We start from the raw sequence: 25824 nt of genomic DNA, 5'->3' as shown, positions 1-25824 counted from the left end.
GACGCCCCCGATTCTTCACCTTGCAAGACCGGTCTCTATGCCTACCCTGCGCACGTTCCTCGCCACTGCCCTGCTGGGCCTGACACTTTGTGTCGGCACCGTTCACGCGGCCGACCCGCCCAGCGCCGACGCCATCCAGCAAACCCTGGACAAGTTGCCCGACCGCAAGCTGCCCGACGCCGACATGAAGGCCCTTCAGACCATCCTGCAGCAGACCCTGACGTACCTGGGCAACAAGCAGGATTACGAGCAGCGCCTGGTCGACCTCAAACGCCAGCTGGAAGACGCGCCGCGCCAGACCGCTGATAACCAGCGCGAACTGACCCGGCTCAAGGCCACCAAAATCGTCCCGGTCGCCCAGCGCTACGCCACTTTGCCGGTGCCGCAGCTTGAGCAGTTGCTGGTGCAGCGCACCACCCAGCAAGGCGACCTGCAAAAAGAACTGGCCGACGCCAACAGCCTGTCCATTGCCGCCCAGACCCGCCCCGAGCGCGCCCAGACCGAGATCAGCAGCAGCCAGACGCGCATCCTGCAGATCAATTCGATCCTCAAGGCCGGCAAAGACAACGGCAAAACCCTCAGCGGCGACCAGCGCAACCAGCTCAACGCCGAACTCGCGGCCCTTAGCGCGCTGATCCCCCTGCGCCGCCAGGAACTGGCCGGCAACAGCCAACTGCAAGACCTGGGCAACAGCCAGCACGACCTAGTGATGGAGAAAACCGCGCGCCTGGAACAAGAGATCCAGGACCTGCAGACCCTGATCAACCAGAAGCGCCTGGCCCAGTCCCAACAAACGGTGACCCAACAGTCCATCGAAGCGCAAAAGGCCGGCGGCAGCAGTCTGCTGGCCACCGAGAGCGCAGCCAACCTGAAGCTGTCCGATTACCTGCTCAAAAGTACTGACCGCCTCAACGACCTGACCCAGAAGAACCTGAAAACCAAGCAGCAACTCGACACCGTGACCCAGAGCGACTCGGCCCTGGACGAGCAGATCAACGTGCTCAAGGGCAGCCTGCTGCTGTCCAAGATCCTCTATAAACAGAAACAGGCCTTGCCGCGCCTGACGGTAGACCGCGACCTGGCGGACGACATTGCCAACATTCGCCTGTACCAGTTCGAGGTCAACCAGCAACGTGAACTGATCAGCTCTCCCAGCGCCTATGTGGATAACTTGCTGGCCAACCAGTCGCCGGAAGACGTCACCCCGCAGTTGCGCCGCACCTTGCTGGAACTGGCGATCACCCGCAGCGACCTGCTGGAGCGCCTGAGCCGCGAGCTGAGCGCGCTGCTCAACGAATCCATAACGCTGCAACTGAACCAGAAACAACTGCTCAGCACCGCCACTACCCTGCGGGCGACGCTGGATGAGCAGATGTTCTGGATCCCCAGCAACAAGCCGCTGGACACCGAATGGCTGGAAACGGTCCCGGCGCACCTGAGCAAGCAAGTCGCCACCTTGCCCTGGGCTTCCAGCGTCAGCGAACTGTATGACGGCCTGACCCAGCGCCCGCTGCTGTTCCTGCCCCTGCTGCTGTTGATTGGTGCCCTGCTGTGGCGCCGTAAAAACCTGTATCAGCGCCTGAACAAGGTGCACCTGGACATCGGCCACTTCAAACGTGACAGCCAGTGGCACACGCCACAGGCCATCCTGATCAATATCCTGCTGGCGATGCCGGTGTCCCTGGGTTTGGCGCTGTGCGGCTACGCGTTGCAGATCGACGCTCGTGGGCAAAACGCCAACCTCGGCTCGGCCCTGCTGCAGATCGCCCAGGCCTGGCTGGTGTTCTATACCGCTTATCGCATCCTGGCGCCGGGCGGCGTGGCCGAACTGCACTTCCGCTGGGAAAAGCCCCAGGTCGAATTCCTGCAAGGTTGGGTACGCAAGCTCGGGTTAGTGGTGCTGGCGCTGGTGGCCGTGGTGGCCATCGCTGAACACCAACCGGCGGCGCTCGCCGACGACGTGCTGGGTATCGGCGTGGTACTGACCTGCTACGCGCTGATGGCCTGGCTGCTCGGCCGCCTGTTGCTCAACAGCCCCACTCATGAAAAGGCTTCGCTGTTTCGCAAAGCCGTGGGCCTTTTGTTTACCGCGCTGCCGGTCGCGCTGTTTATCGCCGTGTGCTTTGGCTACTACTACACCGCGCTCAAGCTCAGCGATCGCCTGATCAACACCCTGTACCTGCTGATGTTCTGGCTGGTGATCGAAGCCACCTTCGTTCGCGGCCTGGGCGTTGCCGCCCGGCGCCTGGCCTACGCGCGCGCCCTGGCCAAACGCCAAGCCGCCAAGGAAGCCGGCGACGGCGAAGCGGTGATCGAAGAACCGACCCTGGACATCGAACAGGTCAACGAACAGTCCATGCGCCTGATCCGCCTGGCCTTGCTCGGCGGCTTTATCGCGGCGTTGTACTGGGTGTGGTCGGACCTGATCTCGGTATTTTCGTATCTGGATAACGTCACGCTGTACGAATACACCAGCGGTACCGGCGCCAATATCAGCATGGTCCCCATCAGCATCGGCGACTTGCTCGGCGCCTTGATCATTATCGGCATCACCTTCGCGCTGGCGCGCAACCTGCCCGGCCTGCTCGAAGTCCTGGTGCTGTCCAAGCTGGACCTGGCCCAGGGCAGCGCCTATGCGACGACTACGTTGCTGTCGTATGTGATTGCCGGCGTCGGTTTCGTCTCCACCCTGTCCACCCTCGGTGTGAGCTGGGACAAGTTGCAATGGTTGGTGGCGGCGCTGTCGGTGGGGTTGGGCTTCGGCATGCAGGAGATTTTCGCCAACTTCATTTCCGGCATCATGATCCTGTTCGAGCGCCCGGTGCGGATCGGCGACACCATCACCATCGGCAACCTGTCGGGCACGGTGAGCAAGATCCGCATCCGCGCCACTACGATCACTGACTTTGATCGCAAGGACATCATTGTCCCGAACAAGACCTTCATTACCGGGCAACTGATCAACTGGTCGCTGACCGACACCATCACCCGCGTCACGTTGAAGCTGGGTGTGGACTACGGCTCCGACCTGGACCGCGTGAAGGAACTGCTGCTCAAGGCCGCCCGCGACAACCCACGGGTACTCAAGGAGCCGGAGCCCCATGTGTACTTCCTCAACTTCGGCGAAAGCACCCTCGACCACGAACTGCGCATGCACGTGCGCGACCTCGGCGACCGTAACCCGGTGATCGACGAAGTGAACCGCTTTATCAATCGCGAGTTCAAGAAAGAGCACATCAACATCTCGTTCCGCCAGATGGAGGTCTACCTCAAGAACCTCCACGGCCAGGAATACAAATTGGTGGAGGTCGACACCCCGGCCAAGCCCGCCAACGACGGCGGTGTGCAGGAACCGCCGCCGAGCAAACTCGACTAACGCCGTTATCCCCAGCAGAATGCTCGGACATTCTGCTGGAGATGGCCGGTGAAAGCCCTCGACGAACTGACCTTCGACAACCGCTTCGCACGCCTGGGCGACGCGTTCTCGACCCACGTATTGCCTGAGCCCCTCGACGCACCGCGCCTGGTCGTGGCGAGCACGGCCGCCATGGCCCTGCTCGATCTTGATCCCGCCGTTGCCGAAACACCGGTGTTCGCCGAGCTGTTCGGCGGCCACACGCTGTGGGCCGAGGCCGAACCGCGGGCGATGGTCTATTCCGGGCATCAGTTCGGTGGCTACACCCCGCAACTGGGCGATGGCCGCGGGTTGTTGCTGGGCGAGGCGTACAACGAGGCCGGCGAGCACTGGGACCTACATCTGAAGGGCGCCGGGATGACGCCTTACTCACGGATGGGCGATGGGCGCGCGGTATTGCGCTCGTCCATCCGCGAGTTCCTGGCCTCCGAAGCACTGCACGCGCTGGGCATCCCCAGCAGCCGTGCGCTGTGCGTGATCGGCTCCGACACCCCCGTGTGGCGCGAGAAGCAGGAGCGCGGCGCGATGGTGTTGCGCATGGCGCACAGTCATATCCGCTTCGGCCATTTCGAATACTTCTACTACACCAAAAAGCCCGAGCAGCAGGCACTCTTGGCCGAGCATGTACTGAACCTGCACTACCCCGAGTGCCGTGAACAACCTGAGCCGTACCTGGCGATGTTCCGTGAAATCGTCGAGCGCAACGCCGAACTGATCGCAAAATGGCAGGCTTATGGCTTCTGCCATGGCGTGATGAACACCGACAACATGTCGATCCTGGGCATCACGTTCGACTTCGGGCCGTTTGCGTTCCTGGATGACTTTGACGCGCATTTCATCTGCAACCACTCCGACCATGAAGGGCGTTACTCCTTCAGCAACCAAGTGCCGATTGGGCAGTGGAACCTCAGTGCATTGGCACAGGCGTTGACGCCGTTTATCAGCGTCGATGCTTTGAAAGAAGCGCTGGGCTTGTACCTGCCGCTGTATCAGGCCAATTACCTGGATTTGATGCGCCGCCGCTTGGGGCTGACCACCGCCGAAGACGATGACCAGAAGCTGGTGGAGCGCTTGTTGCAACTGATGCAGAACAGCGGCGTGGATTACACCCTGTTCTTCCGCCGCCTGGGGGATGAATCGGCGGCGCTGGCGGTGACGCGACTGCGCGATGACTTTGTCGACCTGGCCGGGTTTGATGCCTGGGCTGAGCAGTACAAGGCCCGTGTTGTGCGGGATGGGGAATATAGCCAAGAGCAACGCCGTGAGCGGATGCACGCAGTGAACCCGCTGTACATCCTGCGCAACTACCTCGCGCAGAACGCCATCACTGCAGCCGAGTCAGGGGATTACAGCGAAGTCCGGCGGCTGCACGAGGTGCTGTCCAAGCCGTTTGAGGAGCAAGCGGGGATGGAGCAATACGCACAGCGGCCGCCGGATTGGGGCAAACACCTGGAAATCAGCTGTTCCTCATAGGCGCTGTAGTGGGCGGGCTTGTCTTGCGCGGTTCAGGGCTGCATTTACCTTGATAAATGTCAGCGTCGGCTCCAAATTGGACTTATTGGCCATACCCTAGGAGCCCTCCCGATGTCCGAACCGCTTGTAATCCCCTGCCCCCATTGCAACGGCCTTAACCGCATCCCCGGCGAACGCCTGAGTGACGCGCCCAAATGCGGGCGCTGCAAGCAGCCGGTGTTGTTGAGCAAGCCTTTCGAACTGAAACAGGGCGACTACGCCAGCCAGATCAAGGGCGACCTGCCGTTGCTGGTGGATGTGTGGGCCGACTGGTGCGGGCCGTGCAAGTCGTTCGCGCCGGTGTTTGAGCAGGCGGCCGGACAGTTGCAGGGCAAGTGCCGATTGGCCAAGCTCGACAGCGAGGCCAATCAGCAGCTGTCGGCGCAGTTGGGGATTCGCTCGATTCCCAGTTTGATTCTGTTCAAAAACGGCCGCGAAGTGGCGCGTCAGAGCGGGGCGTTTCCGTTGCCGCAGTTGATGAACTGGTTGCGTAGCCAGGGCGTGTAACGCGGTCAAATGTGGGAGCGGGCTTGCCTGCGATGGCAGTGTTGAATTCACTACAGCTATCGCAGGCAAGCCAGCTCCCACATGGACCGTGTTTCAGCCTCAGGTTAGTGGGGCTTCGCGGTCCATCATCTGGCCGACCAGCATTACGCCGAGTTCGCTTAATTGGTGAATGGCCAAGGCCACGTCGCGGTGTTCGCCGCTGAGGTCGTTGGACAGGTTGAGCAACAAGGTGCGGACGGAGGAGAAGGTTTCGTAGCTGTTGAGGACGAGGGTTTCGGTGGGGAGGTTGGGCGCCACATTGAAAAGACGAATAGACATGCATTTGTTCCCTGATACGGCCACCACCTTTTCGCTACTAAACGAAGGGCGGTAGCTGTACGCAGGTTAGTAGACCGGGGAACAAAGCAAAGACCGGCGCACCCGAAAGTGCCCTGCGCACAGCCACCATCATATAGGCGATATGCCGCCATGCTTTGGGAGCGGTGTAACTGCTTTGGTCGGTTGGGCTACTAAACCCGATCACTGAACATTCAGCGACCCGGGAACCTTAGAGACGCCCACCCAGACGCACAAGCCGGGCGATTCTGGCTTACCTGTAGGCAACGTTACAAGGCACAACCCCTATTGCCAGACCCGTCCTACAGCCCCCGTGGGGCACATCCAACTCCAGCTGCAGGAATGCGATACACATGTGGGAGCGGGCTTGCTCGCGAATGCGGTGTTTCAGTCTGTACATCTGAAACTGACACACCGCATTCGCGAGCAAGCCCTCTCCCACAAGGGTTTTGTGTTGTCGTTCAGATCACGCGTTTTCCAGCAGGTTATGCAGCTCGACAAACTGCTGCGTCAGCTTATGCCGCGGGTCCAGGTGGATCAGGGGCTTGTTCTCCTGGTGCGACTCGCGCATGCGCACCGAGCTGGCCAGGTACACCGGTAACACCGGCAGGCCCTCGGCAATCAACTCCTCCAGCATCTGCTGTGGCAGACTCGCCCGCGCCTGGAACTGGTTGACCACGATGCCTTCCACTTCTAGGCCTTCGTTGTGGTCTTCCTTCAGTTCTTCAATCTCAGCCAGCAGGCCATAAAGGGCTTGGCGCGAGAAGCTGTCGCAATCGAAGGGGATCAGTACACGATCAGCGGCAATCAGCGCCGAAACTGCATAAAAATTCAATGCTGGCGGGGTGTCCAGGTAAATCCGGTCGTAATCTTCGCTCAGCTCATCCAACAGCTTTCGCAGCTTGTTGATCTTGTGCTTGGCCTCGAGCTTGGGCTGCAGGTCCGCCAGTTCGGCGGTGGCGGTGATCACATGCAGGTTGTCGAAGGGCGTCTCGTAGATATCTACTCGGTTTTTCTTCGAAAAAGGCCCGGAAGACAGGGTCTGCTTGAAAAATTCGGCAATGCCCATCGGTATATCGTCGCCGGTCAGCCCAGTGAGGTACTGGGTTGAGTTGGCTTGTGCATCGAGGTCCACCAACAGGGTTCGATAGCCTTCGCTGGCGCTGACTGCCGCCAGGTTGCAGGCAATGCTGGACTTGCCAACGCCGCCTTTTTGATTGAACACCACGCGCCGCATGGAAAAACCTCCGTGTATCAATGAATGCTCGAGTGTAGAGGGCTTAAGCGAATGTTCGCTACCTCGTTCATCCATCCCCGACAAACGAACAGGAAGGGTCTGACAATCCAAATCGGCGAGGGGTAAAGGACAATCCGTAAATAATCCCAACCAAATTGTAATCAGCCGTGAACAATTTTTTACCAATATTTGCTAGAACCCCACGGCACCGGGATAATGCGCACCACTCGGCTATTGCTCCCTGTCCCGGTATTCGGGGCCAAAAGCCGCACATGGAAGCCCGCAGGGGCGGGATAACTTCTCAGTGATCACTTTCAACATCGCCCAATGGCGCGCCTGGGCCCCAGGGCTTGATAGCGTGGACGACTGGCGCGCCTGGTGCCAGGCCCCGGTGTTACTCCCTGCCAGCGATGCCTGCCCTGACGTGTCATTTTTGCCGGCCATGCAACGCCGCCGCCTGAGCCGCCTGGCGCGCATGGCCTTCAGCGTGGGCTGGCCACTGGCCGAGGGCCTGCAGGACCTGCCGTTGGTGTTTATTTCCCGACACGGCGAGACCCCGCGCACCCTCGATATTCTCAGCGATCTGGCCAACGAGCAGCCGCTGTCGCCGACCCAGTTCAGCCTGTCGGTGCACAACGCGGTGATTGGCCTGTGGTCGATCTTGCGCAATGAAACCAGCGAAATGACAGCCCTCGCGGCCGCAGGTGACGGCCTGGAGCACGGCATGCTCGAAGCGGCGGCCTTGCTCAACGAAGGCGCACCCGCGGTCTTGCTGGTCATCACCGAAGAACAGCCGCCCGAAGCCTACGCCAGCTGGATTGTGGACGTGCCGTTTCCCTATGCCCTTGGTCTGCTGCTGACGCCGGGCGACGAGTGGCAGTTGGAACTGAGCAGCGCCAGTGTCCAACTCACTCAAACCCAGTGGCCCCACGCCCTGAACCTGCTGCGCACCCTGCTCACCGAACAGGTCGCCTGCCAACATGCCTGGAAGAACCGTGTATGGAACTGGCAACGCAAGCCCTGAACGACAAACCTCGGGATGCCTATTACTGGCGCCTGTTCGCCACCGCCGCCAGCTTCGCTCTGTTCGGCTTCGGTGGCCTGTGCCTGCGTTTGCTGGTGTTCCCGTTGCTCAGTTGCCTGCCAGGGGACGCTGCAAAACACCGCAGCCGCGCCCGCCATACGATCAGTTGGCTGTTCTGGTTCTTTATCCGCCTGATGCAGCGCGCCGGCGTGCTCACCTACAGCGTCGAAGGCACGGAAAAACTCGGCCGCCCAGGCCAGATGATCATCGCCAACCACCCGTCGCTGATCGACGTGGTGTTCCTGATCGGCCTGGTGCGCCAGGCCAACTGCGTGGTCAAGCAGAGCCTGTGGCAGAACCCCTTCACCCGTGGGCCGGTGCGCGACGCGGGTTATATCAGCAACGACGGCAGTGCCGAAATGCTCGATGCGGCGGCTGATGCCCTGCGTGGCGGCCAAACCCTGATCATCTTTCCCGAAGGCACCCGCACCACACCCGGCGCAGCGCCTGCCTTTCATCGCGGCGGCGCCGCCATTGCGCTGCGCGGTGCGACAATCATCACTCCCGTGGTGATCAAGGTCAGCCCCACGACGCTGACCAAGGCCGAACCCTGGTATCGCATCCCAAAATGCCGCGTGCACTTCAGTTTGCGGGTGGGTGCCGATATAGAACCACAGGCGTTCGCAACACTGGGGCCCCCACCCCAGGCCTCACGCAAGCTCAACGATTACCTGCATCACTATTTTATTAAGGAGCTCGCCGAAGATGAGCGACCAACACCGCCTTGAGCACGACATAAAGATGCTGATCATCGAGGCCTTGGGCCTGGAAGACATCAGCGTCGACGACATCGGTAGCGAGCAAACCCTGTTCGGCGAAGGCCTCGGCCTGGATTCGGTAGACGCCCTGGAATTGGGCCTGGCGATCCAGAAAAAGTACGGCATCAAGATCGACGCCGACGCCAAGGACACCCGCAATCACTTCACCAACGTGGCCAGCCTTGCGGCGTTCGTCACGGCCAGACAGGCAGCTTGAGACCGGACCATGCAAACTCGTGACGATATTTTCAACACCTTGCGCGACGCCTTGGTGGAACTGTTTGAACTGCCGCCGGAACGCGTCACCCTTGACGCCAACCTTTACCAGGACCTGGAAATCGATAGCATCGACGCCGTCGACTTGATCGACCATATCAAGCGCCAAACCGGCAAGAAGATCGCCGCCGAAGAATTCAAGGCCGTGCGTACCGTGAACGACGTGGTTGAGGCGGTGTACCGTCTGGTCCAGCCGGCCGCATGAGCCGGCTGATCGGCCTTGGCCTGTTGTTGGCGGGGCTGCTGTACCCCTTTGCGGTGTATTACGGCACCGAACACTTCGCACCGTGGCAATTCGGGCTGCTGCTGGGCGGCCTGTGGCTGCTGCGCACGCTGACCGGTGCGCGACGCCCCGGCAGCCGCTGGATGGCGTTGGCCGTGATGGTGTTCTGCCTGTTGCTGGCCTGGTTCGACAACCCGCACCTGCTGCGCTGGTACCCGAGCCTGGTCAGCGGGTTTATGTTGGCGCTGTTCGGCCTGAGTCTCAAATACGGCCCGCCGATGGTCGAGCGCCTGGCGCGCATGACCGACCCGGTGTTGCCCGCGCAAGCCATTGTGTATACCCGCCAGGTCACCGTGGTGTGGAGTGTGTTTTTTCTGTGTAATGGCCTGCTCGCCGCCGCCCTCACCCTGTGGGCGCCGCTGAGCTGGTGGACGTTGTACAACGGCCTGATCGCCTACGGGCTGATGGGGCTGTTGTTTGCCGTGGAATGGCTGGTACGACAAAGGGTTCGAGGCCGCGTATGAATGGGTTGAAACTTGAGCACTTGCTGCTTGAGCCGCTGGAACAGCGTCCGGTCACCACCGAACCTGCAATGGATCATGCCCAGCTGTGGGCGCAGTCCTTGAGCCTGGCCGCAGGCCTGCAAGCGCGCGGCATCCAGCGCCTGGCCGTGTACCTGGAAGATGCAGGCCTGCTCGCGATTGCCCTGCTGGGCGCCTGGCGCGCCGGGGTCAGCGTGCTGCTGCCCGCCGACCTGCAACCTCAGACCCGTCAGCGCTGGGACGCCGCAGTTGACGCCTGGCTGACCGAAGCAGCTGACCTGGACGCACTGTTTCAAACACCACTGAGCCCCGCCGCCCTCGATCTGGACAGCTGCCAACTGAGCCTGTGCACCTCCGGCTCCAGCGGCGAGCCCAAGCGCATCAACAAGACACTGCGCCAGCTGGCTAATGAAGTCGAGGCACTGGAAACCCTGTGGGGCCCGGACCTAAAAGACGCGTGCATCATCGGCAGCGTTGCCACTCAACATATCTACGGCTTGCTGTTCCGAGTGCTCTGGCCGCTGTGCGCCGGGCGTACCTTTGTGCGCAAGCAACTGGCCTTCCCCGAAGATTTGCAGCGCGCCAGCCGCGAGCACACGCATTTTGCCTGGGTCGCCAGCCCGGCGCTGCTCAAGCGCATGGGCGACAACCTCGACTGGCCGGCGCTAAGCCAAGTGTCACGGGTGTTTTCCTCCGGCGGCGCACTGCCCGTGGAAGCCGCCGGCAGCCTTTATGACCGCTTGCAGCAATGGCCGACAGAGATCCTCGGCAGTTCGGAAACCGGCGGTATCGCCTGGCGCCAGGGTGCGCAGCCTTGGCAGCCGTTTGCCGACGTGCACCTGAGCCAGGATGCCGACGGCGCCCTGCGCATTGCTTCACCGTATCTGCCTGAAGGGCACATCGAACAAACCGCCGACGCTGCACGTATCCATGCCGATGGCCGCTTCGAGCTGCTGGGTCGTCTGGATCGCATCGTCAAGCTGGAAGAAAAACGCATCTCCCTGCCCATGCTGGAACACGCGCTGATGACCCACCCGTGGGTCGCGGAAACCCGCCTGGGGGTGGTGCAGGAAAACCGCGCGTCCCTTGGCGCCCTGGTGGTGCTGAGTGACGAGGGCCTGCATGCGCTGCGCAATCAGGGCCGTCGCACGCTCACGCAAACCCTGCGCCAACACTTGAGCCAACATTGCGAAGCCCTGGCACTGCCGCGGCGCTGGCGGTTACTGCGCCAGCTGCCCCTGAACAGCCAGGGCAAACTGCCCCAGGCGCAAGTCGAGGGGCTCTTGTTGGCATCACGACCGAAAGCCCCGGAAGTACTGGAGCAGGTCGAAGCCAATGGCGAATGGACCTTGCAACTGAGCGTCCCGCCAGACCTGGCCTACTTCAGCGGGCACTTCCCGGTCACCCCCGTGTTACCGGGGGTGGTGCAGGTGGAGTGGGCATTTAATCTGGGCCAGCAGTTGCTCGACTTGCCGGCAACGTTTGCCGGGATGGAAGTACTCAAGTTCCAGCAACTGGTGCGGCCAGGCGACGCTATCGAATTGCATCTGCGGTTTGATGCGCAACGCGGCAAGTTGTATTTCGCCTATCGCAACGGTGTTGCGGCCTGCTCCAGCGGTCGGATTGTGCTGGAGAGCGTCAATGCATAACCCCTGCGCCCTGATCCCGGTCTACAACCACGAAGCGGCCGTGCCCGCCGTGGTCCGCAGCCTGTTGAACAGTGGCCTGCCTTGCCTGTTGGTCGACGACGGCAGCAGCCCGGCCTGCGCAGCGGTTCTGGCGCAACTGGCGACGATCGACAACGTCACCCTACTGACCTTGCCCACCAACCAGGGCAAGGGCGGTGCAGTGATGGCCGGGTTCCGCGAAGCCGCACGCCTGGGCTTCAGCCACGCCCTGCAAGTCGACGCCGACGGCCAACACGACCTGCGCGAAGTCGAGACCTTCCTCGACACCTCGCGCCGTCACCCCGATGCCATTATCTGCGGCTACCCCGAATACGACGACAGTGTGCCCAAAGGCCGCCTGTATGCGCGCTACCTGACCCACGTGTGGGTGTGGATCAACACCTTGTCGCTGCAGATCCGCGACTCGATGTGCGGCTTTCGCGTGTACCCGCTGACACCGGTGCTGGCGCTGATGGACTCGGCCTACATCGGCACGCGCATGGACTTCGACTCCGACATTCTGGTGCGCCTGGCCTGGCGCAACCAGCCAATGCGCTGGCTGCCGACCCAGGTGCACTACCCCGCCGACGGCCTGTCGCACTTCCGGTTGTTTCGTGACAACGTGCGCATCTCAGCCATGCACACCCGGTTGTTTTTCGGCATGTTGGTGCGGGCGCCGATGATCCTGTGGCGACGGTGGCAGGCATGAGCGACAGCAGCAAACACTGGGCCGACCGCGAGGAACGTGGCAGTTATTGGCTGATGAAGCTCACCGCCTTCGCCGCCAAAGTCCTCGGCCGACGTTTGTTGAGCCCGGTGCTGTACGGCATCGTCCTGTACTTCTTCCTGTTTGGCCGCACCGCGCGCCAGAGCGCCTGGCAATACCAACAGCGCCTGGCCGACTGGAGCGGGCGCGATGAACTGCGCCCCACTCACTGGAAAGTCTTTGGTCAGTTCATGGCGTTTGCCGACTCGCTGCTCGACAAACTCGACGTGTGGAACGGCAAGCTGCGCCTGGAGCAGATCGAGATCAACGACCCGGCGCAATTGCGCGGACAACTGCGCGGCGAACGCGGGCAGATGCTGGTGGGCGCGCACCTGGGCAACCTGGAAGTGTGCCGCGCTCTTGCCGAGATTGGCGAGCAGGTCACCATGAACGTGCTGGTGCACACCAAGCACGCCGAGCAATTCAATCGCCTGCTGGGCGAAGCCGGGGCGACCCATTTGCGCCTGATCCAGGTCAGCGAGCTGGACCCGGCCACCATGCTGCTGCTCAGCCAGCGTCTGGACGACGGCGAGTGGCTGGCGATTGCCGGCGACCGCGTGCCGCTGCACGGCGGGCGCACGGTGCGCGTAGACTTCCTCGGCCATGACGCCGCCTTCCCCCAAGGCCCGTGGCTGCTGGCCGGTTTGCTCAAGTGCCCGGTAAACCTGCTGATGTGCCTCAAGCACAACAGCCGCTATCGCCTGAGCATTGAGCCTTTCGCCGACATGATCGAATGGAAACGCAATACCCGCGAGCAGATCATAGCCCTGTGGACCGCGCGCTACGCCGCGCGCCTGGGTCAGTTCTGCCTGGAAGCGCCCCAACAATGGTTCAACTTTTACCCTTTCTGGAAGACCGATGACGACGCATCTTGAGCCGGTAACCTTTGGCGAACGCGCCTTGCGCATCGAAGACGTGCTGGCCCTGGCCAACCGTCAGGCGCCGACCCAATTGCAGAGCGATGCCGCGTATCGCCAGCGCATTGCCAAGGGCGCGCAGTTCCTCGACTCGCTGCTGGACAAGGAAGGTGTGATCTACGGCGTCACCACTGGCTACGGCGACTCCTGCGTGGTGGCGGTGCCGTTGCAGCACGTCGAGGCCCTGCCCCGTCATTTGTATACCTTCCACGGTTGCGGCCTGGGCAAGTTGCTCGATGCCCAAGCCACCCGCGCGGTGCTGGCCGCAAGGTTGCAGTCGCTGTGCCACGGCGTTTCCGGTGTGCGCGTGGAGTTGCTGGAGCGCCTGCATGCGTTCCTCGAACACGACGTGCTGCCGTTGATCCCGGAAGAAGGCTCGGTGGGCGCGAGCGGTGATCTGACGCCACTGTCCTACGTGGCGGCGACCCTGTCCGGCGAACGCGAAGTGATGTTCCGTGGCGAACGCCGCCAAGCGATCGACGTGCACCGTGAGTTGGGCTGGGAACCGCTGGTCCTGCGCCCCAAGGAAGCCCTGGCGCTGATGAACGGCACCGCGGTGATGACCGGCCTGGCCTGCCTGGCCTTCGCCCGCGCCGACTACCTGCTGCAACTGGCCACGCGCATCACCGCGCTGAACGTGGTGGCGTTGCAAGGCAACCCGGAACACTTCGACGAGCGCCTGTTCGCCGCGAAGCCGCACCCGGGGCAGATGCAAGTCGCCGCGTGGTTGCGCAAGGACCTGGCGATCGATGCGCCAACCGCGCCGCTGCACCGTCTGCAGGATCGCTATTCGTTGCGCTGTGCGCCCCACGTCCTCGGCGTACTGGCCGACAGCCTTAACTGGCTGCGCTCGTTCATCGAGATCGAGCTCAATAGCGCCAACGACAACCCGATCATCGACGCCGAAGAAGAACGCGTGCTGCACGGTGGGCACTTCTACGGCGGGCATATCGCTTTCGCCATGGACAGCCTCAAGACACTGGTGGCCAACGTCGCCGACCTGCTCGACCGTCAGCTCGCGTTGCTGGTGGACGTGCGCTACAACCACGGCCTGCCGAGCAACCTCTCCGGCGCGCCGGCCGACCGCGCGATGATCAATCACGGCTTCAAGGCCGTACAGATCGGTACCAGCGCCTGGACCGCCGAGGCATTGAAAAACACCATGCCGGCCAGCGTGTTCTCGCGCTCTACCGAGTGCCACAACCAGGACAAGGTAAGCATGGGCACCATCGCCGCCCGCGATGCGATCCGCGTGCTGGAACTGACCGAACAGGTCGCCGCCGCCACGCTGCTCGCCGCCAACCAGGGCGTGTGGCTGCGGGCCCAGGCAGAGGATGCACGGCCGTTACCGCCAGCACTGGCGGCGATGCACGAAGCACTGGCCAAGGACTTCCCGCCGGTCATCGAAGACCGTGCGCTGGAAGGCGAATTGCGCCTGTGCCTGCAACGTATCGCCGAGCAACACTGGAGGCTGCATGCGTAGCCAAGGCGTGCTGCATTGCGACACTGAAATCCTCGTGCCGTTTTTTGACGTCGACACCATGAACGTCGTCTGGCACGGGCATTACGTGAAGTACCTGGAAGTCGCGCGCTGCGCGTTGCTGGACAAGATCGGCCACAACTACACGGCGATGCTCGAGTCGGGCTACGCCTGGCCGGTCATCGACATGCAACTGCGCTACGTGCGCGGCGCCGTGTTCGGCCAGACGATCAACGTGCGCGCCAGCCTGGTGGAGTGGGAGAACCGCTTGAAGGTCAATTACCTGATCACCGACCTGGCCAGCGGCGAGCGCTTGACCCGCGCCAGCACCGTGCAAGTCGCCGTAGAAATCGCCAGCCGCGAGATGCAGCTCGCCTCCCCCAAAGTCTTCACCGACACCGTAGAAAGGGCTTTGAAATGAGGTCACATGTGGGAGGGGGCTTGCCCCCGATGGACGTCAACGATAACGCGATCCGCCTGACACTACGCGGCGCCCTCAGGCTCTTCGCGAGCAAGCCCGCTCCCACCTTGATCGCGTTAATCCTGCTATTGGGCATTCCAAGTCTGGCCCATGCCTTCGACTTGCAGCAGCTGAGCGACCAACTTGCAAAACCCTCAGTGATCCACGGCAGCTTCACCCAGGAAAAACACCTGCGCGCCCTGCCCCAACCCTTGGTCAGCAAAGGCACCTTCGTCCTCGCCAAGGACCACGGCCTGCTGTGGCTGCTGAAAACCCCGCTGCAACAGGACTACCGCATCAGCCCCCAGGGCATTGCCCGCCGCGACGCCAATGGCTGGCAACTGCTGCCGAACAAGAGCGCCGGTGCCGAACAGAACCGCCTGTTCCTCGCCGTGCTCCAGGGCGACAGCAGCGGCTTGCAGCGTGACTTCGAATTGCAGCTGCAAGGCGAGGCCAAACAGTGGAAGCTCACGTTGATCCCGCGCTCACTGTTGCTCAAGCAAGTCTTCACCCAGATCAACATCGACGGTGGTGACTTGGTGCAAACCATCGAACTGCTGGAAACCCAAGGCGACAGCACCGTGCTGCGTATGCAGGACAGTACCGCCAGCCAGCCATTGAGCGACGCGGAGCAACACGACTTTGCCCAGTGAACGCCTGCTGCCGCGCCTGTTCCTGATCCTGCTGGTCGCGGTGCTGGCCCTGGCCGGCTGGCAGTGGCGCCATGGCGCGCCGTTGTCCGCCAACCTGATGGAGCTGGTACCGGGCAACACGCCGGACGCCCTCGAGCAGCAAGCGGAACAGCGTATGCAGGAGCCGCTGAACCGCGAGCTGCTGGTATTGGTAGGCCATGCCGACCGCCAGCAAGCCGTGGCCGTCGCGCAGCAATTGGGCGAACACTGGCAGGCCAGCGGGTTGTTTGAAAAAGTGCAGTGGAACCTGCAAGCCGATTTGCCGGCGCTGCGCGAGCAATTGCTGCGCGGTCGCCTGGCGATGCTCTCGGCCAAGGACCGCGAGCAACTGATCGAGCACCCCGACGCGTTTATCCAGGAGCGCGTGCAAGCCCTCTTCGACCCCTTTACCGGCTTCAGTTTGGTGCCAAGCCAGGATGACTGGCTGGGCCTCACCGGGCGTATCCAGAACAGCCAGCCGCAACAGGGTTCGGTGCAGTTGGATATCGGCAGCGGCGCACTGATCGCCGATGCCGACGGCAAGAGCTGGGTGCTGCTGCGTGCGCGCACCACCGGCAATGCCTTCGACATGAAATTGCCGCTGCAGGTGGCGGATCTGCTTCAGGCCAGTCGCACCCAAGCCAGCGCACACGGTGCGCAACTACTGGCAGCCAGCGGCTTGCTGTACGCCGCCAATGGTCAGCAGCAAGCCACGCGGGAAATCACCTGGGTCGGCGGCGGCGCTACCGTTGGCATCCTGTTGTTACTGTTGCTCGCATTCCGCCGCTGGCGCGTGTTGCTGGCCTTTGTGCCGGTGCTGGTGGGCATGCTGTTTGGCGCGGTGGCCTGTGTGGCGCTGTTCGGGCATATGCATGTGATGACCTTGGTGCTCGGCTCCAGCCTGATCGGCGTAGCGGTGGATTACCCGCTGCACTACCTGTCGAAAAGCTGGAGCATGCGCCCATGGCGCAGCTGGCCGGCGTTGCGCCTGACCTTGCCCGGCCTGAGCCTGAGCCTGGCGACCAGTTGCATCGGTTACCTGGCGCTGGCCTGGACGCCATTCCCGGCGTTGACGCAAATCGCGGTGTTCTCCGCTGCCGGCCTGGTCGGCGCCTACCTGTCCGCCGTGTGCCTGTTGCCGGCGCTGCTCAAAGGCGTCGAGTTGCGCCCGGCGCAGTGGCCGCTGCGCATCGCTGAATGCCTGTGGCGGGTGCGCGAATCGCTGCTCAAGCGCGTACCGAGCCCCGTACTGCTGGCGCTGGTGCTGCTGTTTTGCGCCGGCGGGCTGTGGCACCTCAACAGCAAAAACGATATCCGCCAATGGATCGGCGCGCCGCCGCAATTGCTAGAAGAAGCACAGGCCGTCGCGCGGATTACCGGGTTCCAGCCCACCAGCCAGTTTTTCCTGGTGCGGGCGCAGGATGAGCGGCAGTTGCTGGAGCGCCAAAGCGCACTGGCGCAGCGCCTGGATCAATTGGTGAACATGGATAAGCTCAAGGGCTATCTGGCGCTCAATCAACTGGTCAGCCTGCCCGCCGAGCAGCAACAACTGCGTGATGCCTTGAACACACTGACGCAACACTGGCAGCCATTGCTGGCCCTTGGCGTACCGGCCAGCGCCCTGCAAGCCGAGGTGACGCAACTGCAAGCGTTGCCTACGCAAACTATCGAGGCCGCACTGGTAGGCCCATTGGCCGAGCCTTGGCGCACCTTGTGGCTGGGCCCGGTGGACGGCGGCGTGGCGGCGATGGTCAGCCTGCAAGGCCTGAACAACCCGGCGCTGCTGCGGGTGCAAGCGGTGGATTTACCCGGCGTGCAACTGGTGGACCGCCTGGGTGACTTGAACCGGGTGTTCGCCGACACACAGATCAGCGCGGCAGAACTGAAGTTGATGTCCTGCGTGTTGATCGTACTGTTGCTGATCCTGCCGTTCGGCTTCGGCGGTGCCTTGCGCATCGTCGCGCTGCCGCTGCTTGCTGCGCTGTGCAGCCTGGCCAGCCTCGGTTGGCTGGGCCAGCCGCTGACGCTGTTCAGCCTGTTTGGCCTGCTGTTGGTCACGGCGATCAGCGTCGACTACGCGATCCTGATGCGCGAGCAGATTGGCGGCCCTGCGGTCAGTCTATTGGGAACATTGTTGGCAGCGCTGACAACCTGGTTGTCGTTTGGTCTGCTGGCCGTATCCAGTACACCGGCAGTGAGTAATTTCGGCTTATCGGTCAGCCTGGGACTGGCATTCAGCTTTATGCTGGCACCCTGGGCCGGGCAACAGAAACACGCCTTATGAATGTGATTATCGCCAATGTGGCAAGGAGCCCTCGTGCCCATAGTTGAAATGGAACGTCGCCAGGTGGTGGTGATCGGTGCCGGTCCGTCCGGGGCCATCGCCGCCGCGCTGTTAAAGCGCAAAGGGCATGATGTATTGATCATCGAGCGCCAGCATTTCCCGCGGTTCTCGATCGGCGAAAGCCTGCTGTCCCACTGCATCGACTTCATCGAAGAAGCGGGCATGCTCGAAGCGGTACAGGCCGCAGGGTTTCAGGTGAAAACGGGTGCAGCGTTCGCCTGGGGCGAGCGCTACAGCGCCTTTGATTTCAGTGACACCTTCAGCAACGGCAAGCCCACCACCTTCCAGGTGCAGCGCGGCGAGTTCGACAAGCTGCTGGCCGATCAAGCCGCGCTGCAAGGCGTGGAGATTCGCTACGGCGAGACCCTCGTCGGCGTGGACTTCAAGGGCGAATCCCGTTACCTGCATGTACGCCGTGAGAACGGTAGCGAGTACCACCTCAAGGCCAAGTTCGTGCTCGATGCCAGCGGCTATGGCCGCGTGCTGCCGCGTCTGCTGGACCTGGATCTGCCGTCCGACTTTCCTGTGCGCCAGGCCGTGTTCACCCACGTCGAAGACCGCATCGAACATCCTGGCTTCGACCGTAACAAGATTCTGGTGACCACACATCCGACCCAGCGTGACATCTGGTTCTGGACCATCCCGTTCAGCAACGGCCGCTGCTCGGTGGGCGTGGTCGCGGCCAAGGAAAATTTCGACGGCCGCGATGGTGACCTCGATGCCTGCCTGCGCGGCTTTATCGAAGAAACCCCAAGCCTGTCCGGCGTGCTGCAAAACGCCGTGTGGGATACGCCCGCGCGCACCATCGGCGGCTACGCGGCCAACGTCAAAACCCTGCACGGGCCGGGCTTTGCATTGCTGGGCAATGCGGCGGAATTCCTCGACCCGGTGTTTTCCTCCGGGGTGACCATCGCCATGCGCTCGGCGAGCATGGCCGCTGGCGTACTGCATCGTCAGCTCAAAGGCGAAACCGTGGACTGGGAGGGCGAATTTGCAGCGCCGTTGAAACGTGGCGTGGACACCTTCCGCTGCTACGTCGAGGGTTGGTACGCCGGGACCTTCCAGGATGTGATCTTCCATCCGGACAGTTCGCCGGAGATTCGCCGGATGATCTGTTCGATCCTCGCCGGTTACGCGTGGGATGAGCGCAACCCGTTTGTGAGCGAGCCCAAGCGCCGGTTGCGGATGTTATCGGAGATTTGTGCGAGTGAGCCGGTATGAGCAGTCAGTACCTGAGTAAAAACTACGTCGAAGAGACCAAGTTCGGCTTTTGGTTCCTGCGCAGCCACACCTGGCAGCACCATGTGCTGCGCGTGGCGATCAACGACCTGCGTAGCCTGTTTACCGACTCCTTGCCAGAAGCGCCGGTACTGCTGGACGCCGGTTGTGGCCAGGGCAAATCGTTCCAGTACTTGCAGCAGGTGTTCGCCCCCGCGCGCCTGATCGGCCTGGATGCCGACCCGCACAGCCTGGAACTGAGCCGTGAAGAAGCCAAGCGCCAAGGCTTGGCCATCGAGCTGATCGGCAGCGACTGCGCCACCTTGCAAGTGCCGGACGAAAGCGTCGATATCCTGTTCTGCCACCAGACCTTCCACCACCTGGTGGAACAGCACCGCGCACTCAAGGAGTTCTACCGCGTGCTCAAGCCGGGTGGTTATCTGCTGTTTGCCGAATCCACCGAAGCCTATATCGACACCTGGGTGATCCGCTGGCTGTTCCGCCACCCGATGCATGTGCAGAAAAGCGCCGAAGAGTACCTGGAGATGATCCGCGAGCAGGGTTTTGAATTCGGCCCGCAACACGTCTCGTATCCATACCTGTGGTGGAGCCGTTCCCGCGATTTCGGCCTGCTGGAACGCTGGGGCCTGCGCAAGGCGCCACCGGTAGGCCAGCGTGAGGAAACGTTGGTCAACTGTGTGGCACGCAAACCTCTGACGAGCGCTGCCCCATGATGCGCACTTGGTTGATCGCCTGCCTGTTGCTGCTGAGCGCCTGCGCCAGCCAACCGCCGCTGCCCGAGAAAACCCCAACCCTGGTCTTGCCGGTGCAACTGCATGTGCAGCGCCTGGCCGACGGCCAGAGCCAGGACTGGCTGCTGGTGATCCAGCGCGAAGGCGGCGGCATTCGGTGGTCGATGATGGACCCGCTGGGCATCCCCCAGGCCCGCCAAAAACTGATCGATGGCAAATGGCAGGCCGATGGCTTGCTGCCGCCCAACCCCCAGGCGCGTGAGCTGTTTGCCGCGTTGCTGTTTGCCTTGACCTCGGCGGATGACGTGCGCGCGCTCTACCCCAGCGCCCAGGCCATGGACCTGACGCGCACCCTGCCGGGGCATTGGCAGATTGTGTATCAATCGTCCGAGGTCTTCAGCGTGAACATCACCGGCCAGCCCTTGAGCTACCGCATCACGCCGCTCGGAGCCGCCCGATGAGCGCCTACCTCAACGCGCTGGGCGTGATCTGCGCCCTTGGCCGTGGCCAGGATGAAGTCAGCCGTAACCTGTTTGCCGGTGACTGCAGCGGGATGCGCGCCGAAAGCGGCTGGGTGCCGGAGCGCGTATTGCCGGTGGCCGGTGTACACGGCGAGCTGGCAACCATCCCCGCCGAGCTGGGCCAGCAAAGCAGCCGCAATAACCAGTTGCTACTGGAAGCCGCGTTGCAGATCGAGGGCGCGATCCGCCAGGCGATCCACACCTACGGCGCTTCGCGGGTCGGCATTGTGCTCGGCACCAGCACCTCGGGCATCGACGAGGCCAGTCGTGGCATCGCCCACTTCCTGCGGGAACAGCAATTCCCCGGCGACTACGACTACCAGCAACAGGAACTCAGCGCGCCGGCAAATTTCCTCGCCGACTGGCTGCAACTGAGCGGCCCGGCTTATGTGATTTCCACCGCCTGCACCTCCAGCGCCCGCGCCTTGATGAGTGCACATCGCTTGCTGGACCTGGGCGTGTGCGATGCGGTGATCTGCGGCGGCGTCGACAGCCTGTGCAAGCTGACTCTCAATGGCTTCAGCTCATTGGACGCGGTGTCGAACGAACGCTGCAATCCGTTCTCGGTGAACCGCAACGGCATCAACATCGGCGAAGCGGCCGTGCTGTTTCTGATGAGCAAGGAGCGCGCGCCCATCGCCCTGCTGGGCAGCGGCGCCAGTTGCGATGCACACCATATCTCGGCGCCCGAGCCCACCGGCAAAGGCGCATTGCAGTCGATGCGCAAGGCCTTGGCCAGCGCCCAACTGCAGCCCGAGCAGATTGGTTACCTGAACCTTCACGGCACGGCGACCCAACATAACGACGCCATGGAAAGCCTGGCCGTCGCCAGCCTGTTCCCGGACGGCGTGGCCTGTTCGTCGACCAAACCCATGAGCGGCCACACCCTGGGCGCAGCCGGGGCGCTGGAAGCTGCGTTCTGCTGGTTGAGCCTGGCTCACAACCGCGTCCCTCCCCATGTGTGGGACGGCCAGGCCGACCCGGCACTCCCCGCTTTACAATGGGCGCAAGCTGCAGAACCCCTGGGAAAGCGCTGCCTGATGAGCAATTCGTTTGCCTTCGGCGGTAACAATGTCAGCCTGATAATCGGAGAGGCCCCATGATCGATTGGCCACTCGCCGAACTGCTGCCCCACGCGGGCGACATGATCCTGATCGACCAGGTGCTGTCGTTCGATGAAGAGCAGATCCACACCCGCATGACCGTCAAACCCGGCGGCCTGTTCAACCGCCCGGACGGCAGCCTGCCGGCCTGGGTCGGCATCGAGTTGATGGCGCAAAGCGTCGCCGCCTACGCCGGTTGCCGCGCGCGTCAGAAAGGCGAAGCCGTGGAGCTGGGCTTCCTGCTCGGCACACGTAAATTCGAGTGCAACGTGGATTGCTTCCCGACAGGCGCTGAGCTGGCGATCCACGGCCTGCGCTCCCTGGAAGACGACAACGGCATGGGTGTGTTCGAATGCCACCTGACCGGTGATGGAATCCAGGCCAGCGCCCGCTTGAATGTATTTCGACCGCCCCAGGCGGCTAACTATTTAGATGAATCGAAGGACGTAACGCCATGACTGAATCCGTACTGGTCACCGGCTCCAGCCGTGGCATCGGCCGCGCTATCGCCCTGCGCCTGGCCCAGGCCGGGCATGACATCGTGCTGCATTGCCGCAGTGGTCGTGCGGAAGCCGATGCAGTGCTGGCCGAGGTTGAAGCCCTGGGCCGCAAGGCGCGGGTGCTGCAGTTCGATGTGGCGGACCGTGCTGTGTGCAAAGCCATCCTGGAAGCCGATGTCGAGCAACATGGCGCCTATTACGGCGTGGTGCTCAACGCCGGACTGACCCGTGACGGCGCCTTCCCGGCCTTGTCGGAAGACGACTGGGACGTGGTGATGCGCACCAACCTCGACGGTTTCTACAACGTGCTGCACCCGGTGATGATGCCGATGATTCGTCGTCGCGCGGCCGGGCGTATCGTCTGCATCACCTCGGTTTCCGGTCTGATCGGCAACCGCGGCCAGGTCAATTACAGCGCCTCCAAAGCCGGCTTGATCGGTGCGGCCAAGGCCCTGGCCATCGAGCTGGGCAAACGCAAGATCACCGTCAACTGCGTCGCCCCCGGCTTGATCGACACCGCCATGCTGGATGAGAACGTGCCGGTGGAAGAACTGATGAAGATGATCCCGGCGCAGCGCATGGGTACGCCGGAAGAAGTGGCCGGCGCGGTGAATTTCCTGATGTCGGCCGAGGCAGGCTACATCACGCGCCAGGTCCTGGCCGTGAATGGAGGCCTGTGCTGATGAAGCGCGTTGTCGTCACCGGCATGGCCGGCATGACCTCCCTGGGCAGCGATTGGGACACCATCGCCGCCAACTTCCGCGCCAACCGCAGCGGCATTCGGCGCATGGACGAGTGGGACCGCTTTACCGAATTGAACACGCGCCTGGCCGGGCCGATCGACGATTTTGTCGTGCCCGCTCACTGGACACGCAAGCAACTGCGCAGCATGGGCCGGGTGTCACGCCTGGCGGTGTGGGCGGCGGAACAGGCGTTGCAGGACGCCGGCTTGCTCGGCGACGAGTCGATCAAGGACGGGCGCATGGGTGTGGCCTGCGGCTCGTCCACCGGCAGCACCGACGAGATCAAGGCGTTCGGCAACATGCTGCTGAACTCGGTGGCCGAGGGGCTGAATGCCAACTCCTATGTGCGCATGATGCCGCACACCACGGCGGCGAATATCAGCATCTTTTTTGGCCTGACCGGGCGGCTGATCCCCACCTCCAGCGCCTGCACCAGCGGCAGCCAGGGCATCGGCTATGCCTATGAAGCGATCAAGTTCGGCCGCTTGCCATTGATGCTCGCCGGCGGCGCGGAAGAGCTGTGCCCCACCGAAGCCATGGTGTTCGACGCGCTCTACGCCACCAGCCTGAAAAATGATGCGCCGCAGACCAGCCCGCGCCCCTACGACAGCGGCCGCGACGGGCTGGTGATCGGCGAAGGCGGCGGCATGCTGGTGCTCGAAGAACTGGAACATGCGTTGGCCCGTGGTGCGCATATCCACGCCGAACTGGTGGGCTTCGGCAGCAACGCCGATGGCCAGCACACTACCCGCCCGGAACAGAAAACCATGCGTCGTGCGATGGAACTGGCCCTGGAAGATGCCGGGCTTGAGCCTTCCGCGATCGGCTACGTAAACGGTCACGGCACAGCGACCGACCAGGGCGATATCGCCGAGACGTTGGCCACCAGCAGTCTGTTCGGCAGTCGCATGCCCATCAGCTCGCAGAAGAGTTTCCTCGGCCACACCTTGGGTGCATGCGGCGCGCTGGAGTCATGGTTCAGCATCGAGATGATGAACCGCGACCAGTACGTGCACACCTTCAACCTGGAGTCGGTAGACCCGCAATGCGGAGAGCTGGATTACCTGCAAGGTGAGTTCCGCGAGATGCACCACGACTACGTGATGAACAACAACTTTGCCTTTGGCGGCGTCAATACGTCGCTGATCTTCCGCCGCTGGTCCTGACTTTTTAATCGATTGGAGAATACGGAATGTCTTCCTTGCTGCGCGTCACCCTGATCACCCTGACCCTGCTGGTCACCGCCGGCTGCACCAGCAAGCCGATCCTCAACACCCAGCACGACCTGCCGGCCAACGCCCAGGTCAGCGAAGAAAAAATGAAAGCGGTGATCGTCAACGCCCTGCAAAAACGTGAATGGACGGTTCAACGCCTGAGCCCACAACTGGTGCAGGCCGAGATCACGGTGCGCAACCAGTATTACGCGGCCATCGACATTCGCTACACCCGCAACAGCTACGCGATCACCTACCGTGACAGCCGCGACCTCGGTTACAAGGACGGCAAGATCCATCGCAACTACAACCGTTGGGTGAACAACCTGGACAGCGACATCATGGCGGGGTTGCGCAGCAATGGCGTGAGTGGTGAGGCAGGGTCGGCGGCGCAGTTGTTTGAGCAGACGGGCAGTACCAAGCAGAACTGAGGTAGTCGCGCCCTCAGAAACGACAAAGGGCGCCTTTCGGGAACTCGGGCATATGCCTGAAGCAACCACAGTTGGAAAACTGCGACGATCAAAGGTGGGAGCTGTCGAGCTTTAGCGAGGCTGCGATGCAGGCGCTGCGGTCTTGCAGACACGGCGCGGTGATCCTTTCGCAGCCTCGCTGAAGCTCGACAGCTCCCACCTCGATCTGCTTCGCGTTCAAGTACGCGTTCTTACTGAGCGGATTTACGCGTTAACAACTCCACAAATGCCGCAGCCATCGGCGTCTCACAAGCCCCTTTCGGGAACTCGGGCATATGCCTGAAGCAACCACAGCTGGAAAACTGCGACGATCAAAGGTGGGAGCTGTCGAGCTTTAGCGAGGCTGCGATGCAGGCGCTGCGGTCTTGCAGATACGGCGCGGTGATCCTTTCGCAGCCTCGCTAAAGCTCGACAGCTCCCACCTCGATCTGCTTCGCGTTGAAGTACGCGTTCTTACTGAGCGGATTTACGCGTTAACAACTCCACAAACGCCGCAGCCATCGGCGTCTCACAAGCCCCTTTCGGGAACTCGGGCATATGCCTGAAGCAACCACAGTTGGAAAATTGCGACGATCAAAGGTGGGAGCTGTCGAGCTTTAGCGAGGCTGCGATGCAGGCGCTGCGGTCTTGCAGACACGGCGCGGTGATCCTTTCGCAGCCTCGCTGAAGCTCGACAGCTCCCACCTCGATCTGCTTCGCGTTGAAGTACGCGTTCCTACTGAGCGGATTTACGCGTTAACAACTCCACAAATGCCGCAGCCATCGGCGTCTCACAAGCCCCTTTCGGGAACTCGGGCATATGCCTGAAGCAACCACAGCTGGAAAACTGCGACGATCAAAGGTGGGAGCTGTCGAGCTTTAGCGAGGCTGCGATGCAGGCGCTGCAGTCTTGCAGACACGGCGCGGTGATCCTTTCGCAGCCTCGCTGAAGCTCGACAGCTCCCACCTCGATCTGCTTCGCGTTGAAGTTCGCGTTCTTACTGAGCGGATTTACGCGTCAACAACTCCACAAACGCCGCAGCCATCGGCGTCTCACAAGCCCCTTTCGGGAACTCGGGCATATGCCTGAAGCAACCACAGTTGGAAAACTGCGACGATCAAAGGTGGG

25 protein-coding genes are annotated in these 25824 nt (G+C 62.3%); 23 read left to right on the top strand and 2 right to left on the bottom strand.

The window, feature by feature from the left end:
* Positions 1-37: 37 nt before the first annotated feature.
* The 3 genes from mscK (at position 38) to trxC (ending at position 5434) form a co-directional block, all read left to right on the top strand.
* The gene (gene mscK, locus AB4N92_RS14360; protein WP_010213705.1) at positions 38-3376 is read left to right on the top strand and encodes a mechanosensitive channel MscK; all 3339 of its coding nucleotides are present in this window, start codon (positions 38-40) and stop codon (positions 3374-3376) included.
* 48 nt (positions 3377-3424) lie between these two features.
* Positions 3425-4888 (top strand): protein adenylyltransferase SelO, encoded by a 1464-nt coding sequence (gene selO / locus AB4N92_RS14355; protein WP_010213706.1) that lies wholly within the window; start codon positions 3425-3427, stop codon positions 4886-4888.
* Positions 4889-4999: 111 nt separating this feature from the next.
* The gene (gene trxC / locus AB4N92_RS14350) at positions 5000-5434 is read left to right on the top strand and encodes a thioredoxin TrxC (RefSeq protein ID WP_010213707.1); all 435 of its coding nucleotides are present in this window, start codon (positions 5000-5002) and stop codon (positions 5432-5434) included.
* A 99-nt stretch (positions 5435-5533) separates the two neighbouring features.
* Here the strand turns inward: trxC and AB4N92_RS14345 are convergent, their stop codons facing one another.
* A complete protein-coding gene (locus AB4N92_RS14345; RefSeq protein ID WP_010213708.1) occupies positions 5534-5752 on the bottom strand; it encodes a DUF6124 family protein in 219 nt (72 codons plus the stop codon).
* A 484-nt stretch (positions 5753-6236) separates the two neighbouring features.
* Positions 6237-7007, bottom strand: coding sequence for a ParA family protein (locus tag AB4N92_RS14340; RefSeq protein ID WP_010213709.1), 771 nt, complete (start codon positions 7005-7007; stop codon positions 6237-6239).
* Positions 7008-7311: 304 nt separating this feature from the next.
* Between AB4N92_RS14340 and AB4N92_RS14335 the strand changes: the two genes are divergently transcribed.
* Genes AB4N92_RS14335 through AB4N92_RS14240 form a run of 20 tightly spaced genes read left to right on the top strand, consistent with a single transcriptional unit; the run spans position 7312 to position 24677 of the window.
* A complete protein-coding gene (locus tag AB4N92_RS14335; protein WP_042571366.1) occupies positions 7312-8031 on the top strand; it encodes a beta-ketoacyl synthase chain length factor in 720 nt (239 codons plus the stop codon).
* Complete coding sequence (locus AB4N92_RS14330) at positions 8007-8819, top strand: lysophospholipid acyltransferase family protein (RefSeq protein ID WP_010213711.1); 813 nt, start codon at positions 8007-8009, stop codon at positions 8817-8819. Before AB4N92_RS14335 ends, AB4N92_RS14330 begins: the two co-directional genes overlap by 25 nt.
* Positions 8797-9066 carry a phosphopantetheine-binding protein gene (locus tag AB4N92_RS14325; RefSeq protein ID WP_010213712.1) on the top strand — a complete coding sequence of 90 codons (270 nt, stop codon included), beginning with the start codon at positions 8797-8799 and terminating at the stop codon, positions 9064-9066. Before AB4N92_RS14330 ends, AB4N92_RS14325 begins: the two co-directional genes overlap by 23 nt.
* 9 nt (positions 9067-9075) lie before the next feature.
* A complete protein-coding gene (locus AB4N92_RS14320; protein WP_003187949.1) occupies positions 9076-9330 on the top strand; it encodes an acyl carrier protein in 255 nt (84 codons plus the stop codon).
* Complete coding sequence (locus AB4N92_RS14315) at positions 9327-9872, top strand: COG4648 family protein (protein ID WP_010213716.1); 546 nt, start codon at positions 9327-9329, stop codon at positions 9870-9872. The genes AB4N92_RS14320 and AB4N92_RS14315 overlap by 4 nt, the downstream gene beginning before the upstream one ends.
* On the top strand, positions 9869-11539 hold the full coding sequence (locus AB4N92_RS14310) for an acyl-CoA synthetase family protein (protein WP_010213717.1): 1671 nt from the start codon (positions 9869-9871) through the stop codon (positions 11537-11539). Before AB4N92_RS14315 ends, AB4N92_RS14310 begins: the two co-directional genes overlap by 4 nt.
* On the top strand, positions 11532-12266 hold the full coding sequence (locus AB4N92_RS14305; protein WP_010213719.1) for a glycosyltransferase family 2 protein: 735 nt from the start codon (positions 11532-11534) through the stop codon (positions 12264-12266). Before AB4N92_RS14310 ends, AB4N92_RS14305 begins: the two co-directional genes overlap by 8 nt.
* Positions 12263-13198: an LpxL/LpxP family acyltransferase gene (locus AB4N92_RS14300; RefSeq protein ID WP_010213720.1), complete on the top strand. Its 936-nt coding sequence runs from the start codon at positions 12263-12265 to the stop codon at positions 13196-13198. Before AB4N92_RS14305 ends, AB4N92_RS14300 begins: the two co-directional genes overlap by 4 nt.
* Complete coding sequence (locus AB4N92_RS14295) at positions 13182-14723, top strand: HAL/PAL/TAL family ammonia-lyase (protein ID WP_010213722.1); 1542 nt, start codon at positions 13182-13184, stop codon at positions 14721-14723. Before AB4N92_RS14300 ends, AB4N92_RS14295 begins: the two co-directional genes overlap by 17 nt.
* A complete protein-coding gene (locus AB4N92_RS14290) occupies positions 14716-15141 on the top strand; it encodes an acyl-CoA thioesterase (RefSeq protein ID WP_021493273.1) in 426 nt (141 codons plus the stop codon). The genes AB4N92_RS14295 and AB4N92_RS14290 overlap by 8 nt, the downstream gene beginning before the upstream one ends.
* Before the next feature lie 29 nt (positions 15142-15170).
* Positions 15171-15833 carry an outer membrane lipoprotein carrier protein LolA gene (locus tag AB4N92_RS14285; RefSeq protein WP_042571362.1) on the top strand — a complete coding sequence of 221 codons (663 nt, stop codon included), beginning with the start codon at positions 15171-15173 and terminating at the stop codon, positions 15831-15833.
* Positions 15823-18135: an MMPL family transporter gene (locus AB4N92_RS14280; protein WP_010213728.1), complete on the top strand. Its 2313-nt coding sequence runs from the start codon at positions 15823-15825 to the stop codon at positions 18133-18135. Before AB4N92_RS14285 ends, AB4N92_RS14280 begins: the two co-directional genes overlap by 11 nt.
* A gap of 33 nt (positions 18136-18168) precedes the next feature.
* On the top strand, positions 18169-19416 hold the full coding sequence (locus AB4N92_RS14275; RefSeq protein ID WP_021493275.1) for an NAD(P)/FAD-dependent oxidoreductase: 1248 nt from the start codon (positions 18169-18171) through the stop codon (positions 19414-19416).
* The gene (locus AB4N92_RS14270) at positions 19413-20147 is read left to right on the top strand and encodes a class I SAM-dependent methyltransferase (RefSeq protein WP_042571360.1); all 735 of its coding nucleotides are present in this window, start codon (positions 19413-19415) and stop codon (positions 20145-20147) included. The genes AB4N92_RS14275 and AB4N92_RS14270 overlap by 4 nt, the downstream gene beginning before the upstream one ends.
* Entirely contained in the window at positions 20144-20626 is a 483-nt protein-coding gene (locus AB4N92_RS14265; RefSeq protein ID WP_042571359.1) for a hypothetical protein, read from the top strand. The genes AB4N92_RS14270 and AB4N92_RS14265 overlap by 4 nt, the downstream gene beginning before the upstream one ends.
* Positions 20623-21789, top strand: a complete 1167-nt coding sequence (locus tag AB4N92_RS14260; RefSeq protein WP_187516662.1) for a beta-ketoacyl-[acyl-carrier-protein] synthase family protein — start codon at positions 20623-20625, stop codon at positions 21787-21789. The genes AB4N92_RS14265 and AB4N92_RS14260 overlap by 4 nt, the downstream gene beginning before the upstream one ends.
* Positions 21786-22247, top strand: coding sequence for an ApeP family dehydratase (locus AB4N92_RS14255; protein WP_010213738.1), 462 nt, complete (start codon positions 21786-21788; stop codon positions 22245-22247). Before AB4N92_RS14260 ends, AB4N92_RS14255 begins: the two co-directional genes overlap by 4 nt.
* A complete protein-coding gene (gene fabG, locus AB4N92_RS14250; protein WP_010213740.1) occupies positions 22244-22972 on the top strand; it encodes a 3-oxoacyl-ACP reductase FabG in 729 nt (242 codons plus the stop codon). Before AB4N92_RS14255 ends, fabG begins: the two co-directional genes overlap by 4 nt.
* On the top strand, positions 22972-24198 hold the full coding sequence (locus AB4N92_RS14245; RefSeq protein ID WP_010213741.1) for a beta-ketoacyl-ACP synthase: 1227 nt from the start codon (positions 22972-22974) through the stop codon (positions 24196-24198). Before fabG ends, AB4N92_RS14245 begins: the two co-directional genes overlap by 1 nt.
* A 26-nt stretch (positions 24199-24224) precedes the next feature.
* The gene (locus AB4N92_RS14240) at positions 24225-24677 is read left to right on the top strand and encodes a hypothetical protein (RefSeq protein ID WP_021493278.1); all 453 of its coding nucleotides are present in this window, start codon (positions 24225-24227) and stop codon (positions 24675-24677) included.
* Positions 24678-25824 lie beyond the last annotated feature (1147 nt).

Source organism: Pseudomonas sp. S3_A09, assembly GCF_054668065.1.
The sequence above is the reverse complement of the archived record's forward strand: the minus strand, read 5'-3'. Positions and strand labels throughout refer to the sequence as shown.

What these genes read in the sequence shown, in the direction of transcription:
- AB4N92_RS14295 (WP_010213722.1), top strand. Translation starts at nt 13,182, where the DNA reads ATGACGACGCATCTTGAGCCGGTAACCTTTGGCGAACGCGCCTTGCGC.
- AB4N92_RS14320 (WP_003187949.1), top strand. Translation starts at nt 9,076, where the DNA reads ATGCAAACTCGTGACGATATTTTCAACACCTTGCGCGACGCCTTGGTG.
- trxC (WP_010213707.1), top strand. Translation starts at nt 5,000, where the DNA reads ATGTCCGAACCGCTTGTAATCCCCTGCCCCCATTGCAACGGCCTTAAC.
- AB4N92_RS14310 (WP_010213717.1), top strand. Translation starts at nt 9,869, where the DNA reads ATGAATGGGTTGAAACTTGAGCACTTGCTGCTTGAGCCGCTGGAACAG.
- AB4N92_RS14305 (WP_010213719.1), top strand. Translation starts at nt 11,532, where the DNA reads ATGCATAACCCCTGCGCCCTGATCCCGGTCTACAACCACGAAGCGGCC.
- AB4N92_RS14345 (WP_010213708.1), bottom strand. Translation starts at nt 5,752, where the DNA reads ATGTCTATTCGTCTTTTCAATGTGGCGCCCAACCTCCCCACCGAAACC.
- AB4N92_RS14290 (WP_021493273.1), top strand. Translation starts at nt 14,716, where the DNA reads ATGCGTAGCCAAGGCGTGCTGCATTGCGACACTGAAATCCTCGTGCCG.
- AB4N92_RS14315 (WP_010213716.1), top strand. Translation starts at nt 9,327, where the DNA reads ATGAGCCGGCTGATCGGCCTTGGCCTGTTGTTGGCGGGGCTGCTGTAC.
- AB4N92_RS14240 (WP_021493278.1), top strand. Translation starts at nt 24,225, where the DNA reads ATGTCTTCCTTGCTGCGCGTCACCCTGATCACCCTGACCCTGCTGGTC.
- AB4N92_RS14330 (WP_010213711.1), top strand. Translation starts at nt 8,007, where the DNA reads ATGGAACTGGCAACGCAAGCCCTGAACGACAAACCTCGGGATGCCTAT.
- AB4N92_RS14265 (WP_042571359.1), top strand. Translation starts at nt 20,144, where the DNA reads ATGATGCGCACTTGGTTGATCGCCTGCCTGTTGCTGCTGAGCGCCTGC.
- AB4N92_RS14300 (WP_010213720.1), top strand. Translation starts at nt 12,263, where the DNA reads ATGAGCGACAGCAGCAAACACTGGGCCGACCGCGAGGAACGTGGCAGT.
- AB4N92_RS14285 (WP_042571362.1), top strand. Translation starts at nt 15,171, where the DNA reads ATGGACGTCAACGATAACGCGATCCGCCTGACACTACGCGGCGCCCTC.
- mscK (WP_010213705.1), top strand. Translation starts at nt 38, where the DNA reads ATGCCTACCCTGCGCACGTTCCTCGCCACTGCCCTGCTGGGCCTGACA.
- AB4N92_RS14325 (WP_010213712.1), top strand. Translation starts at nt 8,797, where the DNA reads ATGAGCGACCAACACCGCCTTGAGCACGACATAAAGATGCTGATCATC.
- fabG (WP_010213740.1), top strand. Translation starts at nt 22,244, where the DNA reads ATGACTGAATCCGTACTGGTCACCGGCTCCAGCCGTGGCATCGGCCGC.
- AB4N92_RS14270 (WP_042571360.1), top strand. Translation starts at nt 19,413, where the DNA reads ATGAGCAGTCAGTACCTGAGTAAAAACTACGTCGAAGAGACCAAGTTC.
- AB4N92_RS14260 (WP_187516662.1), top strand. Translation starts at nt 20,623, where the DNA reads ATGAGCGCCTACCTCAACGCGCTGGGCGTGATCTGCGCCCTTGGCCGT.
- AB4N92_RS14245 (WP_010213741.1), top strand. Translation starts at nt 22,972, where the DNA reads ATGAAGCGCGTTGTCGTCACCGGCATGGCCGGCATGACCTCCCTGGGC.
- AB4N92_RS14255 (WP_010213738.1), top strand. Translation starts at nt 21,786, where the DNA reads ATGATCGATTGGCCACTCGCCGAACTGCTGCCCCACGCGGGCGACATG.
- AB4N92_RS14340 (WP_010213709.1), bottom strand. Translation starts at nt 7,007, where the DNA reads ATGCGGCGCGTGGTGTTCAATCAAAAAGGCGGCGTTGGCAAGTCCAGC.